A 14949-nucleotide genomic window follows, 5' to 3' on the forward strand; every position below is an offset into this window, starting at 1 on the left:
GTCGATTCGGACGAATTGTGGAACGGTGGCGTGTTTTGTTCTTCGGTCGCTCGGCCGAGCCGCAGAACGTGTTGGAAGCCGAACTGTCGTCGATGTCCTCATATCGGGTAGTTGGTGACCGACTCAAGGACCGGATCGCCACTTTCACTGAGAACAACTGTCATTCGACGCCGACAGGCTCGGCTTGAGCCGTCGTTTCACGGTTCACGTACTCCCGTTCGCCGCGACATGTTCCGCTTGCAGGCCCCACTGGCAGCCCGTACTCTTTCGCCGAACGACGTCACGCAAGCACTACTGAACTGCAGAGTCGGGATGTTGCACCTCCTGCCAGTGTATACAAAAGGGGTGTGCTATCGATAGCCGAAATGCATGCGCTCGAAGACGACGACCACGTTGGCGAGCGACGGTCGGCTGGCGGCTCGAGCGCGCAACAACTGGTGTTACCATGGAACGACGTAAATTCCTGATCGGTGCGGGGAGTACAGCAATCGGAGCAAGTGCGCTCGTCGGTTCGGGTGCGTTCGGATTCGTGCGTGCGGAACGTGATTTAACGGTCGACGTTGTCGACGATAGTGACGCGTATCTTCGCCTCGTCGCGAATAGTGCGTATGCTGACGATGAGGGTGGCCAACTCGCCCTCGATTTTGCGGGCGGTTTCGATGACCAGAACGGCGATGGGCTCAACGACAACGCCGATTCGCGATTCGACGACGTGTTTCGCATCGAAAATCAGGGAACGAACGACGCTCGAATCTCTTTCCACGACGAAGAGGGCGAAACTGGGTACGATTCTCCGGGAGCCGTCTGGTATTATACTGAAGGTGAGGGAGGACAAGCGCCCGGTGACGGAGAAATCACAGATAATCCAGTTATTGGATCTGGTGAGACTCTTTCCGTTCATGTGATTTTCTCACTAACCGAGTACGAGGAGAGTGACCTCCCAGATCACCTCGGAATCGTTGCAGAAGAACCCTAATAGAAACCGTTCCATCTCACCTACCGCCGTCACGTGCAGTAGGTGCACGATCAACCAATGAGACGAAGACACTATTTGGGTAAACTCGCTGGCCTCTTTATAGGGGCGAGCGCAATTGTCGGTTCGGGGGCATTCTCCAGCGTGAGGACCGACCGCAGTTTCACTGCAGTCGTTGAAGATGATCCGGATGCGTATCTGTCAATCGACAGCGTGTCTGGTGGTGGTCGGGCTGTTAAAGATGGAGGCGTCATCCGATTCACGCTTCCAGGCGTGTTCGAGGAGATGGACGGGTTGTCGGATGCTTCTGGACTTGGTACGAACTCAACCTACGAGTTCGCTGATGATGCCGCAGCCAGTGGCGGAGAAGGACTATTTGAGGTGAAAAACAACGGAACGAATACAGTCGAGGTATACTTTAAACACGAACCGAAAGCTAACGAGCCTAGAGTGGAGGTGTTCAGTGTCGCCGATGCCGATCGGGATACCCTGAACGAGAAGAACTCTCTACGACTCGAACCAGGTCACCGCTTTAGAGCCGGATTGAGAGTGCATACTGATAATGTCACTCCGGACCGATACCAAACGGTTATTTCGACTATCTCTAAAGCAGTAGACTAACAGTATAGAATCGATACTAGAACGCTATTTTATCTATTTCTTTTAGCGGCTACGGCTCTATAGTTGGTTGACAACTTTCGACAGCGTCTCGAGAGAGTACTGCCCCGGTGCAGTCGCCTCGGTGGGATCAATCGCTCTCGGACGGGCTCAAGGACATTGTCAGCCTCGTTCTCGAGAATCGATTGAAATCAGACCTGATAACACTAGCCTATAAACTAGATACCTTCGCTCGAGATCACGATCCGTTCGTGTTCGTAATCTCAATGGTCGTTGGTGTCCCGTCTTTCTCGAGCCAAAGCCACTCCTCATCCTCGTCGTCGACGACCTCGCGTCCCTCGAGCTCCTCCCCGTCGGCGGTCACGACCGAGAGATCCTCGACGGTATCCGCCTCGGGTTCCTCCAGCAGTCGGTCGGTTCGCAGCTCGAGTGACGAGTCCGCCGGGTTCCCGGAGATCGAGACGGCGACGCTCTCGTCGCTCGCCTCGACGTCTAGCTCCGGTTCGTCGTCGGCTGGATGCTCGAGCCTGTCATCGCCGTCTTACGCTTCTGTAGAGGTGCTTTCGCCGTCGTTGTCCGACTCGTTTGTCTCGGTGTCGTCCGCTTCGGTCTCCTCCACAGATTCGTTCCGTGTGTCGTCACTGTCGTTGGAACCGTTCTCCACTGCCACCTCCGCGTCCTCTGTCGGCGCTTCGTCGTCTTCGCTGTTACCTTCATCGCGCTCGGCAGAGGCCTCGTCCTGAGTCGAGGGCTGACTCGAGTTCTCGGAACTGTTGGACTCGTCCGGCTCGGAATCGTCAGCCGTGGTCGTTTCGACCGTCTGGACGCTGGCAGGTGTCGACTCGTCCGGTTCGCTCTCGTTCTCGCTCGAGTCGCTCTCATTGCTGTCGTTCGCCTCTGTTTCGGTCGACTCGTCGTCGGTGTCGTCTGCCTCCGCGCCAGAAACATCGACTTGGTCCGACTCGGATTCTTCGTCTGTCGCGTTCGCCTCGCTCGAGTCAGTCTCGTCGTCATCCGTCTCGGGATCGGTGTCATTCTCTGCCACTCCGTCGACGACGCCTTCCTCGGGTGTGTCATCCGATTCGTTCGCCTCGAGTTCGTTCTCGTCGGCGTCGAGCGTTTCGTCCTTATCGTCGGACTCGAGGTCCTCGCCATCCTCACTCGTCGCGACCGTCTCGTTCTCAGTGTCGCTCGCTTCGATCTCGTTGCCGTCGGCTTCGTCCTCCTCGGGAAGCTCGCTCGGCAGGTCGGTGTCGACCTCCGAAACCCCGTCGCCGAACTCCGAGTCGGTTTCGAACGTTCCAGTTGCGTCTCCGGACGCCGAGAGCAGCGCGATCGTCCCGTAGCCACCCGCGAACGCGAGGACGACGACCAGCACCGCCAGCAGCGCGAGGACGGGTCGACGTCGCGCGGTCATCGGTCCACCTCGGGCTCTGGCTCCTCGAGTTCCTCGGAGGTCGTCTCCGTCGCATCCTCGAGATCCTCGGACGGGTCGTCCCCTCGCGACGACAGCCACAGGACCGCGACCAGCACGAGACAGATCGCCGTCGCGATGGCGACCGAGATGGTCACGACCATCGGGAACAGGTAGGCCAGAAGCCCGCTCACCGGCGCCAGTACGGCGAGGACACCGACCGCACGCAATAGCATTCGGTCGGTGACGACGAGCGTGTCCTCGGATTCCGCTGACTGTTCGGGATCCCGGCCGTCCTCGAGCGCACCGTCACCGTCGCCGGATTCCGTCACCGCGCTCTCGTCTCGCGACCCTCTCGTAAACGACCAGACTTCGTTCAGCGCGAGAAGGCCGAACGGAAGCACGACGAGCGCCAGGAACCCTTCGGTCGTGTTGGCGAACTCGATAACGTGGCCGATAGCAGGAATCGTCAACACGACGGTCCCCAGTACGTTCTCGTGGGGGACCGGATTTGCGTCGGGCTCGTCGTTCGCGTCGCCCTGGGTCTCGTAGAGGTAGCCGTCCGACGTCTGCTCGACGCCGATCACCCGGTGGGTGACCGGTGCCTCGGCGTCGCCCCTGTAGAAGGTGATGACGTCACCGGTCTCGATCGTCGCGGGATCTTGCTCGCCGACGACGACCGCGTCGCCGGGCTCGATCTCCGGCGCCATGCTCCCGGTCATCACGACGAAGCTGTAGTCCGCGCCGATCACCGCCGGGACGGCGTAGATCACGAACACCGCGACGACCGCGACCAGGACCAGCGCGGCGAGGAGGTGAAGCCCGCGCTTCCAGAGCGGTTTCGACGACGTCTGCGAGGACGGGTCGATCGGCTCCGACCCGGACTCGACCGGGCGGGCGTCGCTCATCGCTCCCGACCTCCGTCGGGGATCTCGAGAGGACAGCGTTCGTCCTCGAGGGCGTCTTCGTGATCGGTACGGAATCGGAACGGTCGGATCGGCTGTTGAGTGTTGGGTGTCATGGCTCGAGGAGTCAGGGACAGATGTAGACGGTCACGTTGCTGATCGCGGGCCAGATCTCGTTTCCGTTGCTGCCCGCCTCGGTCGTCTCCGTGCAGACCTCCCCGGTTCGCGTCGACGGGGGGTGAATCTCGATTTCGTTAGGGTTGCTGGCGGGCCCATTATCACCCGGCGGATTGCGGCCTGGGGGTCCGTTGTCCGGTGGCCCGCCACGGACGACGACCTTGCAGATTCGCGGCGCGGCGTCCTCGCTACCGTCCAGCAGGAGTCTGAAATTCGCACAGACCGTGTCGCCGTCGGGCTTGTTCGTCACGGTCAACGCCTCGAGCTCGTAGTCGCCCTCGGCTTCGATCGGGAACCGATCTCCGGGAGAGACCGAGTCCGGATCGATATCGGCCTTCCCCAGTTCCTCGCAGTCCGGACACGCTGGCTCGGGATCAGGACAGTCCGCGGCGTCGGCGAAGGGGTTCTCGATGTCGGCCTCCGAGACGTGGCGACACTGCTGGGCGAAAAACTCGAGGTGGAGGTTGCTCGAGAGACCCAAGAGTCCATCGCTATCGTCGGCAGGTAGTGACCACTCGAGAGTCAGACACACCGTCTCGTCGCCGTCGATACAGTCGTCGTCGAGCCGCAGGCCGTCGTCGAACTCCAGGCGGAGGTCGTTCAGCGTGCCGTCGAAGAGCGTTTCCCCGCTGCCGGAGCCACAGGCTGGATCGTACCGAAGCGTCACCTCCAGAACTGCGCCGAGCAGGTCGGCCTCCGGTGGACAGTCCGTCCGCATCCAGAGCCGGGCCGCGTTCCCTTCGACGGTGATCTCGAGCGTTTCGGTTCCCGAGGCGCCTGGGTCGAGTCCGTCGAACCCGAACGCAACGCCGTTTCCGTTTTGGGTGCAGCTATCGCAGTCGATCTCGAGGCCGAGCGTGCCAGCCTGGGCGGTGCTCTCGGACAACTGTTCGGAGTCGTTCAACACCGCGTGCGTGCCAGCACCGCCGACCGCTCCGAGAGCACCGACGCCGCTGATCCCGGCGAGGATCCGGCGTCGGGAGAACCCGTCGCTCATCCAATCACCCACTGATTGATTTCGATGACCCTTCCGTGGGGCCGAGAATGTGCTCCGAAGGACGGGCTGAGTCGATGGAGAAACCCGATCGGCAAGGTCGAACGGGAGCCGTAGCGGGTCCGCGCACACTCGCACGCGTCCGGAGTCGTAGTTGTACGTGCTTTCATAGATCTCTCCCGCGATCGGCCCACCGAGCGATCTGGACCTCCGCAGTTACGATCGCAGTGGCTGCCTGTTCGGTTATGTATGAATCTCGTACCGTTCTGTGTGGACCGTCAGGGCGGGTATACCGGTCGGGAGACAGATGTCCACGCGATTGTTCTGTATCAGGGACTAACAGCAGGGAAAGCCTGGGCAGTGATTGTAGTGTAGTATAGCCTAGGCCCCTCCTGGCGGTCCGGACGGTTCGTCGTTGTGCCGGCACTGCTCGGTGTAAAAGCCGAGATCGAATACAACCGACTTCCCTTGGAGATCGTTGACGTCGTCGATCCCCTCGATCTCCGTGTCCGTTGGGAGACACCACTCGAATCCGATACAGAACGTCTCGTTGGCGGGGAAACACTCCCTCGGTACTCCCGGTGGATCCGGGTCCGGCGGATCCGGGTCGTCCACGTCACAGACGAAGAACTCGATGTTGCTGATCGCAGCCCGCTGACCTCCACGGGTTTCGAGGTTGGTTACGATTTCGGTACTGGTCGTGCATCCCAGGTCGTCGAACGTCTCCCTATCATTTCCTCCCCTCACGTGGATTCCGCAGATCCCGTAGTCGCCGTCGATCACCTCGGCCGTGAACGCGACCGGTTCGCTTTCGTCATCGTCTTTGAACTCCGTGATATCGATGCTGATCGTCGCGTCGCGCGCGAGGTATTCACCGCCGCCGAACGGCGGCGGTCGGCTGGTCTGCTCGTTGAAATTGAACTCGTTACCGTTGACTGCACTACCGCCGTCGACATCGCCGAACCCTCCGCCATCCCCGATGTCGACCTTTCCGACCAACACGCACTCGCCGTCGCTGCTATCGTCACCGCTGTCGCTACCATTGTCCTCGGCGTCCTCGACTGCAACACCGCCGTACACGCTCGGATCGAGCGGGATGCCACCTTTTAGGTCCGCGAGGACCTCTCTCAGGCTTCCCTCGTCGAAAATAACCGTATCCTCGTCGTCGACCTCGTTCGTACACTCGAGGTCGTACCACAGCTGGACATCGATCGCGTCGGCGAGCGCCGGATCGGTCTCGGCGAGATCCCCCAGAAACCAGACGTAACCAGGGTTGTCACAGAGATGGTAACTAAACGTGATCTCGCCACAGTCACCCGGCTTGACGTCCTCGAGTTCGATGAGGTGATCCTGTGTTCGCTTGTCGTTATCGAAGTCGCCGGGACCGAAGTTCGAGAGCGTCTCGCAGGTGAGGTACTCCTGAATGTTCCTGTCGTTGTCGCTGTATCTGACGTCAGTATCACCCAGGTCGAGCGACTGCTCGCCGGAGCTATCGTGGTCCGGATGCGCGTTCACGTACGGGTAGCCCGCCGGACCGTAGGGCGCGTAATGGTCTCCGTTTTCCTCCGGTCCGAAATACTTCTGTTGCCAGTCGATTCGGAGGTCGAGCTGACCTGCGACCAGTTCGTTGTCCTCGATATCCTCTCTATCGGCGAGGTACGCGGTCGTCCCGAGTCCCGCCCCGGCGGAGGCGATGCCGATTCCGCCGAGGCCCGCGAGAATCTTTCGTCGTGAGAGTTCGAAATCGTTCCCTGTATTCATCGTCGTCCATCCCCTTCCGGGAAACCCGCTGGCGGAATCGAACCGCCGTATGTCGCCGTCGTAGCGATGAGTCCCAACGCGGGTGGTAGTGGAGAGATAAACGCTCAGCTCTCTCCGAACTCGTCGTTGTGCCGGGACTGTTCGGCGTAGAATTCGAGGTCCGCGCTCAGCTCGGCGCCCTGAATCTCGTTACCGATACTCGTACTACCATCTTTCCGCCTTCCGACTGAAATATAGATACAAACGACTACGTACGGGAATGACGCAGGTTCAGGACCAATCGAGAGCGGGTCCTCATCATTGCTAGCGATGACTAACCCTTCATCGAGGCTGTCGAGGAGATCATTGAGAGTATTGTAGTCGACAACCGAGAGACTACCCGCGTCGGGCCCGCCCGGCTGATAGACCCTGACCGTTGCATCGGCAGTCTCGCCGAGGGTTGCAAGATCCTCAGTATCGTGAAGATCATCAGCATCCAGCTCTGCATCGGTTTCGGATCCGTCACGGTCCTTGATGTTGTCAGCTCTCACCAGCACATAGCCGGGATTATCATGGACAGTTACCTTCCAGCAGAACTTGTATTCGTCACCGGGTTTAGCGTCGCCGATACCGATTTCGCCACTAATGAAGGCACCGTCATCAGTATCGCCAGCATCAGTATTCCAATCGATGTGCTGGTCCTCTTTATCTTGGAGGACCTCGTGCCCAAAGGGATCAACCGTCAGGCCAAACTCGCCTGCGGTGATCGTGTTCTCGTCGAACTCCTCCTGATCGCTGAAGTACGCCGTCGTGCCGAGTCCTGCGCCCGCGGAGGCGACGCCGACCACGCCGAAGCCAGCGAGCGCCTTGCGCCGTGAAATCTCGAGGTTCTTTTTACTCATCGGTTGTCCTCCCCCTTAGGGGAAACCCACCGACGGAATCGAACCGCCTCGTCGCCGCGTGTGTAGCGACGGCGTACCAACATGGGTGGAAGAGTGGTGAGGGTAGATTTCTCAGTCGCCGAGTTCGTCCAGTCCGTCGTCAAGCTCCTCCAGAACATTCTCGGTGTTGTTGTGCCGGCACTGCTCGGCGTAGAAGAGCAGATCCCAGCTGGCCTCTGCACCCTGAATCTCGTTACCGACGGTGGGTGGAATGATGATCTCGACGCAGAGCTCCACTGGGTCCTCGGGATCGTGACAATCTTCCCCGTCACCAGTCGGAACGATGGTTCCACCTAGAACGTCGCTAGCATCGACCGTCTCCCCATTGACTGAGATCGTGACGTCGGCAACCTCACCGAGAGTCGAGAGTTCGTCTTTCTCTTTGATTCCATGAGGAAGTTCATCCAGGTTCCCCGCATCCTTTCCGTTCTGATCGTCAGCGTTGGCGGCGCCGAGTGCCACGTATCCAGGGTTGTCGTGGACAGTAATCTCCCAACAGAACTCGTACTCGTCACCGGGTTTGGCATCGTCGATGGTGATTACGCCATCTGCAAAGACACTGCCTTCACTATCCAGCAGATCGCTTTCATCGACGTTGAGGTCGGAAGATTCACCCTCGACTGTCAGCCCGAACTCGCCCGCGGTGATCCTGTTGCCCTCGAATTCCTCCTGGTCGCTGAAATACGCCGTCGTTCCCAGCCCCGCGCCAGCCGAGGCAACGCCGACCATACCCAGTCCCGCGAGCGCCTTTCGCCGTGAGATTTCGAATCCGTTGTTCGTCATTTGTGGTCATCTCCCCGGCTCGGCCCGCCCGACGGACCGCGACCGGTTACTCGAGTCGTCGGGACATACCCCTGTAGTTACAATTCCCCATCCCCCGACCGAACGGGCGAATCAACGCGTCTAACGTCGGATGGAACCGTTCGAGTGATCGGTCAAGCCACGCCAGAATCCGTCACCGAATCATCAGCGCGGGCGGTACGACACCCCTGCCGTTCGAGCGATCGGTTGACCGCAGCGGAATCGAGCGCAAAATCGCTCTCGAGAGCGCCCGACGAGCCAACAGGACCGTCGTACCGCCGACACGCTGCTCATACATTTGCCCGATAGCCAACATGGGTCCGTATCGACGACTCATGCGCGTTCGAAACACCTCCCTCTCTGAAGATCAGATCCACAGGCTCCTGGGGAACAGTCGCCGCAGTGCGACGCTTCGTCAGCTCGGGGAGAACGGCGGGACCGTCTCGCTCCGAGAGCTGTCGGAGCGGGTCGCGGCCCTCGAGACCGGGGAGACGCCGCCGCCGTCGAACGTCAGGGAGAGCGTCTACAACTCGCTCCACCAGACCCACCTCCCGCAGCTCGAGGAGGTCGGCGTCGTCGAGTACGATCGCGACCGCCGTCAGGTCCGACTCTGCAAACACGCCCGGGAGGTCGATCTCTACATGGAGGTCGTCACGCAGTACGGGGTGACGTGGTCGGAGATCTACCGCGCGCTCGGGGTGTCCGGTCTGCTGGTCGTCCTCGGCGCCCTGCTCGAGGCTCCGCTTCTGGGCGGGGTCGATCCGCTCCTCTGGACGAGTCTGTTCCTAGCGCTGTTCGCCCTCCTCTCGCTGTACCAGCTGTGGGCGAACCGAAGTCTCGTGCTCTCGGGGTTTCGAGAATAAACGACCTTTCGCGGATAAACAACCGTCCGACGGCAGCTTTCGAGGGAGAGTCCCCGAACGGTCTCGCGGCGTAGTGGTTCAGACTCCGGCCTCGAGGAGTCTATCGTTACACTCCTCGCAGGTCGCGGCGACGACGTCGTACTGCCGACAGCATGACTCGACGACCGCCTGCTCGAAGTTTACGGTGCCGTCGCAGGTCGGGCAGCGCTCGAGAAACAGTCGCAGCGCGCCGAGAACCTCGCTGCGTTGGGCGAGCGACAGCTGGTCCCAGCTCTCGACCCGCTCCTCGAGCAGCCTGGCGCTGGCCACGTCCGCGACGAACGCCGAGCGGGACTCCCACTGTCCGATCCGCTCTCCCTCGACCACCGCGACGAACGCGGTGCCGTGCCAGCGGATCTCGAGGTCCGAGGGTGAAAGGCCGACGAGCTCGGCGAGCGCATCTCGATCGGCGTGTTCCACGCCGACGGCTGCACACTCCCGTCGCCACGCACGCTCGAACGTCGGCTCGAGGACGAGGTCGTCGGCGACTGGATCCTCCATTACGACGCCCGTCTGTTTGAGGTAGCGGTCGACCCGTAACTCGTCGATCGGAGTCGCGTCCGGCGACTTCCCGAACCAGTCGAGGACTCGGGCCGGAAAGTAGCGCTTCGTCAGCGACGGCGTTCCGGGGACGAGATAGCCTCGCAGCCAGATCGCTCCAATTGCGACGACGAACAGTACGATTCCCGCGACCGGAACGGCGGCACCGACGGCGACCGCCGCGACCGTCGCAACCGCGACGTTGAGTACCGTACACGGGAGACACCTGTTCTTCCCGGTGTACTCCGGTCGGGTTACTCGCTCGAGCAGAGTAGCCCATGGTCTCGTCATACGTTCGCTCGGATCCTGGACGAAATATGTATGACCACTCTACCGCATTTGATCGCTCCTCGCTCGCAACGGTCGGCGAACCGCATCGGGCTCGCTCGCATCACCGAATCGGCGGTCTGGCGACGTGCCGTCCCCGATCCGATCACTTGCGGCTCCTCGGCGGCTTAACAGGTTGTTCGTGGTTTTCAAGCCTGCCCTGATAGACGACAGGAAGATCGTGTAGCGACTTCAAGCTCATTCGTCCCCTCTGCTCGAGCGCTCATACCGGGATAGCGCTCTGTCGTTCCCACCTAGCTTCCGAAGCGACCACTCGTATCCCTCGTCTCGGTGTGACTTCCGGAGAAGACTGTTTCGGATACACCGACAGTTACGCCCTACTGAAGGCGCTCCTTGTCTCTCGATCGATATTGGTATTGGTGTTAAACGGTCTCACTGTCTTATTAGCGATCCGAGGAATATCCGATCGAGGACAGGTCAGAGATGGACGAGGGAGAGGTACACGAGGTTCGACGGGGGGTATCGAACGAGAAGCGGTCCGCGAGGGACGAACTCTTTCACGCGTTGAGCAACCAGCGACGGCGGCACGTGCTGACGTATCTGCGAGTGAACGGAGGGGAGGCGACGGTCAGAGAACTCTCGGAGTGGCTCGCCGCGCGCGAAAACGGCGTGAGCCTCGAGGAGGTGTCTTACAAGCAGCGAAAGCGGACGTACACGTCGCTCATCCAGATCCACCTGGGGACGCTTCGCGACGGGGGGTTCATCCGATACGACAGAGGACGCGGACGCGTCGAGTTGACCGCGGACGGTCGCCGCCTCGCGCGCGTTCTCGAGCGGGATCTGATCGGTGACGATCGAGCGGCGTCCGACGGCTCCGGGACGACCCTGCTCGAGCGCTGGAAGCGCCGCCTCTCGTAAGCAGCGAACGTCGCCCGCTTAGTTTTCCATCGCCGCCCCGTCGAGATCGGCAACTAACCTCGAGAGCGTCTCGAGATCGTACTGTCCGGGCGCGGTCGCCTCGGCGGGGTCGACGGGCGCGTAGCCGATTCTCGAGCCGTACACCGGCGCCACGGCCCGCGTGTGCCGCCCGACCTCGCCCATCGCCATCGTCGCCACCCGATCGCCGTGATACGCGAGCTGCTCGGTCGCCGACAGCAACGCGATCGTGTCCGCCTTCGACTCCGCCGTCACAGCCAGCTTCGCGACGTCGGCGTACTTGCCCGCCTCGGTCAGCGTCGAGACCAGCTCGCCGCGGGGCGGAGTCCCCTCGAAGTCGTGCGAAGAAGCGATAACCGAGACGTCCCGTTCGCGGGCGGTCTCGAGGACGTCTTCGGCCTCTCCCTCGAGAATCGACTCGAGTTCGATGTCGATCGCGCCGACGGCGTCGAACGCGGTCGCCGCCGAGAGGGTCTCGAGCCGATCGCCGTCGTCGCCCTCCCACTCGCCGCCCTCCCAGGCGGCGCGGTTGGTCGCGATGAGCGGGAGGGCCCCATCGTACCCCTCGAGCGCCTCGAGGGGATCGTCAGTCAGGTCCATCCGGAACTCGACGGCATCCGCGTGCTCGCGGGCCGTCGGCTCGTCGGCGTCGGCGAGATCGGCGGTCGCGGCCGCAAGCGTAAACGAGTCGAAGTCGATACCCATAGCCGGTTGTGAGAACGGGGCGGCGAAAAACGGTGTCGTTTCGGCGAGTTATACGGATTGCTGTAACGATGTGCCGGCGTAACCGCGACCCGTGCGGCGGTTACGCCGGTACTGACTTACAGTAAACCGTATCAAGCCATCCCGAGGGTTTCCTCGGCCTCGAGCAGCTCGTGGTACCGGTTCCGGATGGTGACCTCGGAGATGTCGGCGACGTCGCTCACCGCGGCCTGGGTCGTCTTCTCGTTGGTCAGCAGGGCGGCGGCGTACACAGCGGCAGCCGCGAGGCCGACCGGCGACTTCCCCGAGTGAACGCCCTTCTCCTTGGCGTTCTGGAGCAGGCCGCGGGCGCGGTGTTCGGCCTCGTCGGAGAGCTCGAGTCCCGACGCGAAGCGGGGGACGTAGCTCTCGGGGTCGGCGGGCTGGACCTCGAGGCCGAGTTCGCGGACGACGTAGCGGTAGGTGCGGGCGATCTCGTTTTTCTCGACGCGGGAGACGTCGGCGATCTCGTCCAGCGAGCGCGGAACGCCGGCCTGGCGCGCGGCGGCGTAGACGCAGGCCGTCGAGACGCCCTCGATCGAGCGTCCGGGAAGGAGGTCCTCGTCGAGTGCACGACGGTAGATCACGCTGGCGGTCTCGCGGACGTTCGTCGGCAGTCCCAGGGCACTCGCCATCCGGTCGATCTCGCCGAGTGCCTGCTTGAGGTTGCGTTCCTTGGAGTCGCGGGTACGGAAGCGCTCGTTCCACTTGCGAAGGCGCTGCATCTTCTCGCGCTGGCGCGAGCCGAGCGAGTTGCCGTAGGCGTCCTTGTTGCGCCAGTCGATGTTCGTCGACAGCCCCTTGTCGTGCATCGTGTTCGTCGTCGGCGCGCCGACGCGGGACTTCTCGTTTTTCTCGCTGGCGTCGAAGGCGCGCCATTCGGGGCCGCGGTCGACGGAATCCTCCTCGACGACGAGGCCACAGTCCTCACAGACCGTCTCGCCGTGTTCGTCGTCGACGACGAGGTTGCCCGTACACTCGGGACAGACGACGTCGCTTTCCTCGCTCTCGGTCGTCTCCTCGCTCGTTTCGTGTTCGCTACGTCGGACTCTCGTGCTCGGTGATGCGTTAGTCATGGGATGGCGGGTACTGCCCGGTAGGTCGCGTACAGAATCCGGACGGAGTTGCTACCTACCTGGTTCCGAGACACCGGAGTTAATGGTTTCGAAATCGCCGCCGTGCTCCGCTCGAGACGCGGTTCATCGTCAAAATCCGTGTAGGACCCGAAGCCGCGAGCGCTCGGGTCCGGGACGGAAGCAACGAAACGGGAGTTCCAAACGGCTCCGCGCCGAGCCCCGCGTATGGACGTTGCAGTCGGGAGCACGAACCCGGTCAAGGTCGACGCGGTCGAACGCACGCTCGAGCGGTACGCTCCGACGGTCACGCCGATCGCGGTCGACTCCGGCGTGGCCGAACAGCCCCGCTCGGTCGCCGAGACGGTCTCCGGTGCCGAGAACCGGGCGCGGCGAGCCCTCGAGGCGACCGGCTGCGAGTACGGGATCGGCCTCGAGGGTGGCGTCGCCCGACTCGAGGGGACGACGGGGCTCTCGCTGATCATGTGGGGCGCGGCGACCGACGGCCACCGTCTCGAGCGCGGAAGCGGGCCGACGCTTCGGCTCCCCGATCGGATCGCGGACCGACTCGAGAACGGCGAGGAGCTCGGCCCGGTGATGGACGACGTCCTCGGTCGGGACGACGTCGCCGAAACGGACGGGGCCGCGGGGGTGCTCACCGACGGACTCACCGACCGAACGCGAGCGCTCGGCGAGGCGGTCGCCTGTAGCGTCGGCCCACTTCTGACGCCGGAGTACGAGTAGTCGGCCGGTCGCGCCGCGTTGAGATTTCTCCCACGGACAGTCGTCGATTCGTACCGATTAGCCGACCGTACCAACACGACGTTTCGCTCTCCGGTTTCCGCCCCTACGTCTCGAGCAATCGCAAGACGGGAGTGAGTTAACCGGTCGTACCAAACCCCCTAAGAGCGTTCCGACTGTGGCATGTCGTATGAGCACCGCAACGGCTACCGACCTCACGAGCAAACAGCGCCGGATCCTCCAGTACTTCCGGGAGCACGCGGCGACGAAGACGTACTTCAAGTCGCGACTCATCGCCCAGGAGCTGGGGATGACGGCCAAGGAGGTCGGATCGAACATCACCGCGCTCCAGGAGAGCGACTCCGGCGTCGAGATCGAGAAGTGGGGCTACTCCTCGAGTACGACCTGGAAGGTCAGCCTGTAGCGCTTCGAGACGAGGCGGCTGCTAATGCGTTCTATCCTGTAAACAGTCCCCGTCGAGTCGACTCCCTACCCCTCGTAGGCGACGAACTGGTCGGCGTTGCGCGCGAGTCGACGTGCCCGGTCGCCGAAGGAGTCGGCGTGGCGAACGACAAGAACGAGCACGGTCTCGGGCCGTTCGACCGCGTACCCGTCCTCGCGAGAGAGCAGTCCGGCCTCCTCGAGTTCGCCGGCGTACTTGCTCACCGTCGGCGCCGAGACCTCGAGGGCGTCCGCCAGGTCGCCGGCCGTCGAGTCCGACGACAGCAGCAGTTCGATCAGCATTCCCCGCGGGGTGTCCCGGCGGAGATACCCCAGCGTGCGTTTCTCGAACTCGTCGAACCGATCGGCGGGGACGAACCGCTTGTAGTCGCCGTCACGGTAGCGCTCGATGGCGCCTTGCTCCTCGAGCTGCCGGAGGTGGTGTTGAGTCTCGCCGGTACCGAGCTGCAGATCGTCACGGATCTTCGAGAAGTGCGCGCCGGGCGTCGTTGAGAGATATCCCGAGATCGCGTCGCGAGCGTCGCTCTCTCCGGTGTCGGCGCTCGCGGTTTCCGAGAGGCCCGCCACCGGTGCGGTGGCACCGAGTGCGGCGAACCGACGCAGGGTCGAGCGTTTGTCGTCGTCGACCCCTTCGGACGATGTCATGACTTCTACAGTCAGCAATGTGACCCGCGGTAAAACAGGTTTCGCTCCGTCTCGGATC

At 62.3% G+C, this 14949-nt stretch carries 17 protein-coding genes; 6 read left to right on the plus strand and 11 right to left on the minus strand.

All coding sequences use genetic code 11. The features are described 5' to 3' along the window. Positions 1-445: 445 nt before the first annotated feature. On the plus strand, positions 446-976 hold the full coding sequence (locus QA600_RS07470) for a DUF1102 domain-containing protein (protein WP_278291320.1): 531 nt from the start codon (positions 446-448) through the stop codon (positions 974-976). A gap of 75 nt (positions 977-1051) precedes the next feature. Continuing rightward, on the plus strand, positions 1052-1594 hold the full coding sequence (locus QA600_RS07475) for a hypothetical protein (protein WP_278291321.1): 543 nt from the start codon (positions 1052-1054) through the stop codon (positions 1592-1594). A gap of 235 nt (positions 1595-1829) precedes the next feature. Here the strand turns inward: QA600_RS07475 and QA600_RS07480 are convergent, their stop codons facing one another. The 7 genes from QA600_RS07480 to QA600_RS07510 all read right to left on the minus strand — a co-directional run bounded on the left by QA600_RS07480 (position 1830) and on the right by QA600_RS07510 (position 8545). After that, on the minus strand, positions 1830-1955 hold the full coding sequence (locus QA600_RS07480) for a hypothetical protein (RefSeq protein WP_278291322.1): 126 nt from the start codon (positions 1953-1955) through the stop codon (positions 1830-1832). Between the two features lie 177 nt (positions 1956-2132). Beyond that, positions 2133-3008, minus strand: coding sequence for a hypothetical protein (locus QA600_RS07485; protein ID WP_278291323.1), 876 nt, complete (start codon positions 3006-3008; stop codon positions 2133-2135). After that, positions 3005-3913, minus strand: a complete 909-nt coding sequence (locus tag QA600_RS07490) for a signal peptidase I (RefSeq protein WP_278291324.1) — start codon at positions 3911-3913, stop codon at positions 3005-3007. The genes QA600_RS07485 and QA600_RS07490 overlap by 4 nt, the downstream gene beginning before the upstream one ends. A 124-nt stretch (positions 3914-4037) precedes the next feature. After that, on the minus strand, positions 4038-5084 hold the full coding sequence (locus tag QA600_RS07495) for a SipW-dependent-type signal peptide-containing protein (RefSeq protein ID WP_278291325.1): 1047 nt from the start codon (positions 5082-5084) through the stop codon (positions 4038-4040). Between the two features lie 378 nt (positions 5085-5462). Next, positions 5463-6842, minus strand: coding sequence for a hypothetical protein (locus tag QA600_RS07500; RefSeq protein WP_278291326.1), 1380 nt, complete (start codon positions 6840-6842; stop codon positions 5463-5465). Positions 6843-6946: 104 nt separating this feature from the next. After that, positions 6947-7723, minus strand: coding sequence for a SipW-dependent-type signal peptide-containing protein (locus QA600_RS07505; protein ID WP_278291327.1), 777 nt, complete (start codon positions 7721-7723; stop codon positions 6947-6949). 111 nt (positions 7724-7834) lie between these two features. Then, positions 7835-8545: a SipW-dependent-type signal peptide-containing protein gene (locus QA600_RS07510; protein WP_278291328.1), complete on the minus strand. Its 711-nt coding sequence runs from the start codon at positions 8543-8545 to the stop codon at positions 7835-7837. A 353-nt stretch (positions 8546-8898) separates the two neighbouring features. On the opposite strand from QA600_RS07510, the gene QA600_RS07515 reads away from it, so the two are divergent. Then, on the plus strand, positions 8899-9426 hold the full coding sequence (locus QA600_RS07515) for a hypothetical protein (protein WP_278291329.1): 528 nt from the start codon (positions 8899-8901) through the stop codon (positions 9424-9426). A gap of 78 nt (positions 9427-9504) precedes the next feature. Here QA600_RS07515 and QA600_RS07520 read toward each other — a convergent pair whose 3' ends face one another. Beyond that, positions 9505-10296 (minus strand): hypothetical protein, encoded by a 792-nt coding sequence (locus QA600_RS07520; protein WP_278291330.1) that lies wholly within the window; start codon positions 10294-10296, stop codon positions 9505-9507. A gap of 480 nt (positions 10297-10776) precedes the next feature. Between QA600_RS07520 and QA600_RS07525 the strand changes: the two genes are divergently transcribed. After that, entirely contained in the window at positions 10777-11211 is a 435-nt protein-coding gene (locus QA600_RS07525) for a hypothetical protein (protein ID WP_278291331.1), read from the plus strand. Positions 11212-11229: 18 nt separating this feature from the next. Here QA600_RS07525 and QA600_RS07530 read toward each other — a convergent pair whose 3' ends face one another. After that, positions 11230-11934, minus strand: coding sequence for a type I 3-dehydroquinate dehydratase (locus QA600_RS07530; RefSeq protein ID WP_278291332.1), 705 nt, complete (start codon positions 11932-11934; stop codon positions 11230-11232). 131 nt (positions 11935-12065) lie between these two features. After that, the gene (locus tag QA600_RS07535) at positions 12066-13046 is read right to left on the minus strand and encodes a transcription initiation factor IIB (RefSeq protein WP_005553824.1); all 981 of its coding nucleotides are present in this window, start codon (positions 13044-13046) and stop codon (positions 12066-12068) included. Positions 13047-13271: 225 nt separating this feature from the next. On the opposite strand from QA600_RS07535, the gene QA600_RS07540 reads away from it, so the two are divergent. After that, positions 13272-13787 carry an inosine/xanthosine triphosphatase gene (locus tag QA600_RS07540; RefSeq protein ID WP_278291333.1) on the plus strand — a complete coding sequence of 172 codons (516 nt, stop codon included), beginning with the start codon at positions 13272-13274 and terminating at the stop codon, positions 13785-13787. Positions 13788-13974: 187 nt separating this feature from the next. After that, on the plus strand, positions 13975-14208 hold the full coding sequence (locus tag QA600_RS07545) for a hypothetical protein (protein ID WP_278291334.1): 234 nt from the start codon (positions 13975-13977) through the stop codon (positions 14206-14208). Positions 14209-14273: 65 nt separating this feature from the next. Here the strand turns inward: QA600_RS07545 and QA600_RS07550 are convergent, their stop codons facing one another. Then, the gene (locus QA600_RS07550) at positions 14274-14891 is read right to left on the minus strand and encodes a MarR family transcriptional regulator (RefSeq protein ID WP_278291335.1); all 618 of its coding nucleotides are present in this window, start codon (positions 14889-14891) and stop codon (positions 14274-14276) included. Positions 14892-14949 lie beyond the last annotated feature (58 nt).

This window comes from Natronococcus sp. A-GB1, assembly GCF_029688845.1.
GTDB lineage: Archaea > Halobacteriota > Halobacteria > Halobacteriales > Natrialbaceae > Natronococcus.

Excerpts from the sequence above, each read along its gene's own strand:
- QA600_RS07470 (WP_278291320.1), top strand. The coding sequence starts at position 446 with ATGGAACGACGTAAATTCCTGATCGGTGCGGGGAGTACAGCAATCGGA.
- QA600_RS07485 (WP_278291323.1), bottom strand. The coding sequence starts at position 3,008 with ATGACCGCGCGACGTCGACCCGTCCTCGCGCTGCTGGCGGTGCTGGTC.
- QA600_RS07490 (WP_278291324.1), bottom strand. The coding sequence starts at position 3,913 with ATGAGCGACGCCCGCCCGGTCGAGTCCGGGTCGGAGCCGATCGACCCG.
- QA600_RS07495 (WP_278291325.1), bottom strand. The coding sequence starts at position 5,084 with ATGAGCGACGGGTTCTCCCGACGCCGGATCCTCGCCGGGATCAGCGGC.
- QA600_RS07500 (WP_278291326.1), bottom strand. The coding sequence starts at position 6,842 with ATGAATACAGGGAACGATTTCGAACTCTCACGACGAAAGATTCTCGCG.
- QA600_RS07505 (WP_278291327.1), bottom strand. The coding sequence starts at position 7,723 with ATGAGTAAAAAGAACCTCGAGATTTCACGGCGCAAGGCGCTCGCTGGC.
- QA600_RS07510 (WP_278291328.1), bottom strand. The coding sequence starts at position 8,545 with ATGACGAACAACGGATTCGAAATCTCACGGCGAAAGGCGCTCGCGGGA.
- QA600_RS07515 (WP_278291329.1), top strand. The coding sequence starts at position 8,899 with ATGCGCGTTCGAAACACCTCCCTCTCTGAAGATCAGATCCACAGGCTC.
- QA600_RS07520 (WP_278291330.1), bottom strand. The coding sequence starts at position 10,296 with ATGACGAGACCATGGGCTACTCTGCTCGAGCGAGTAACCCGACCGGAG.
- QA600_RS07525 (WP_278291331.1), top strand. The coding sequence starts at position 10,777 with ATGGACGAGGGAGAGGTACACGAGGTTCGACGGGGGGTATCGAACGAG.
- QA600_RS07530 (WP_278291332.1), bottom strand. The coding sequence starts at position 11,934 with ATGGGTATCGACTTCGACTCGTTTACGCTTGCGGCCGCGACCGCCGAT.
- QA600_RS07535 (WP_005553824.1), bottom strand. The coding sequence starts at position 13,046 with ATGACTAACGCATCACCGAGCACGAGAGTCCGACGTAGCGAACACGAA.
- QA600_RS07540 (WP_278291333.1), top strand. The coding sequence starts at position 13,272 with ATGGACGTTGCAGTCGGGAGCACGAACCCGGTCAAGGTCGACGCGGTC.
- QA600_RS07545 (WP_278291334.1), top strand. The coding sequence starts at position 13,975 with ATGAGCACCGCAACGGCTACCGACCTCACGAGCAAACAGCGCCGGATC.
- QA600_RS07550 (WP_278291335.1), bottom strand. The coding sequence starts at position 14,891 with ATGACATCGTCCGAAGGGGTCGACGACGACAAACGCTCGACCCTGCGT.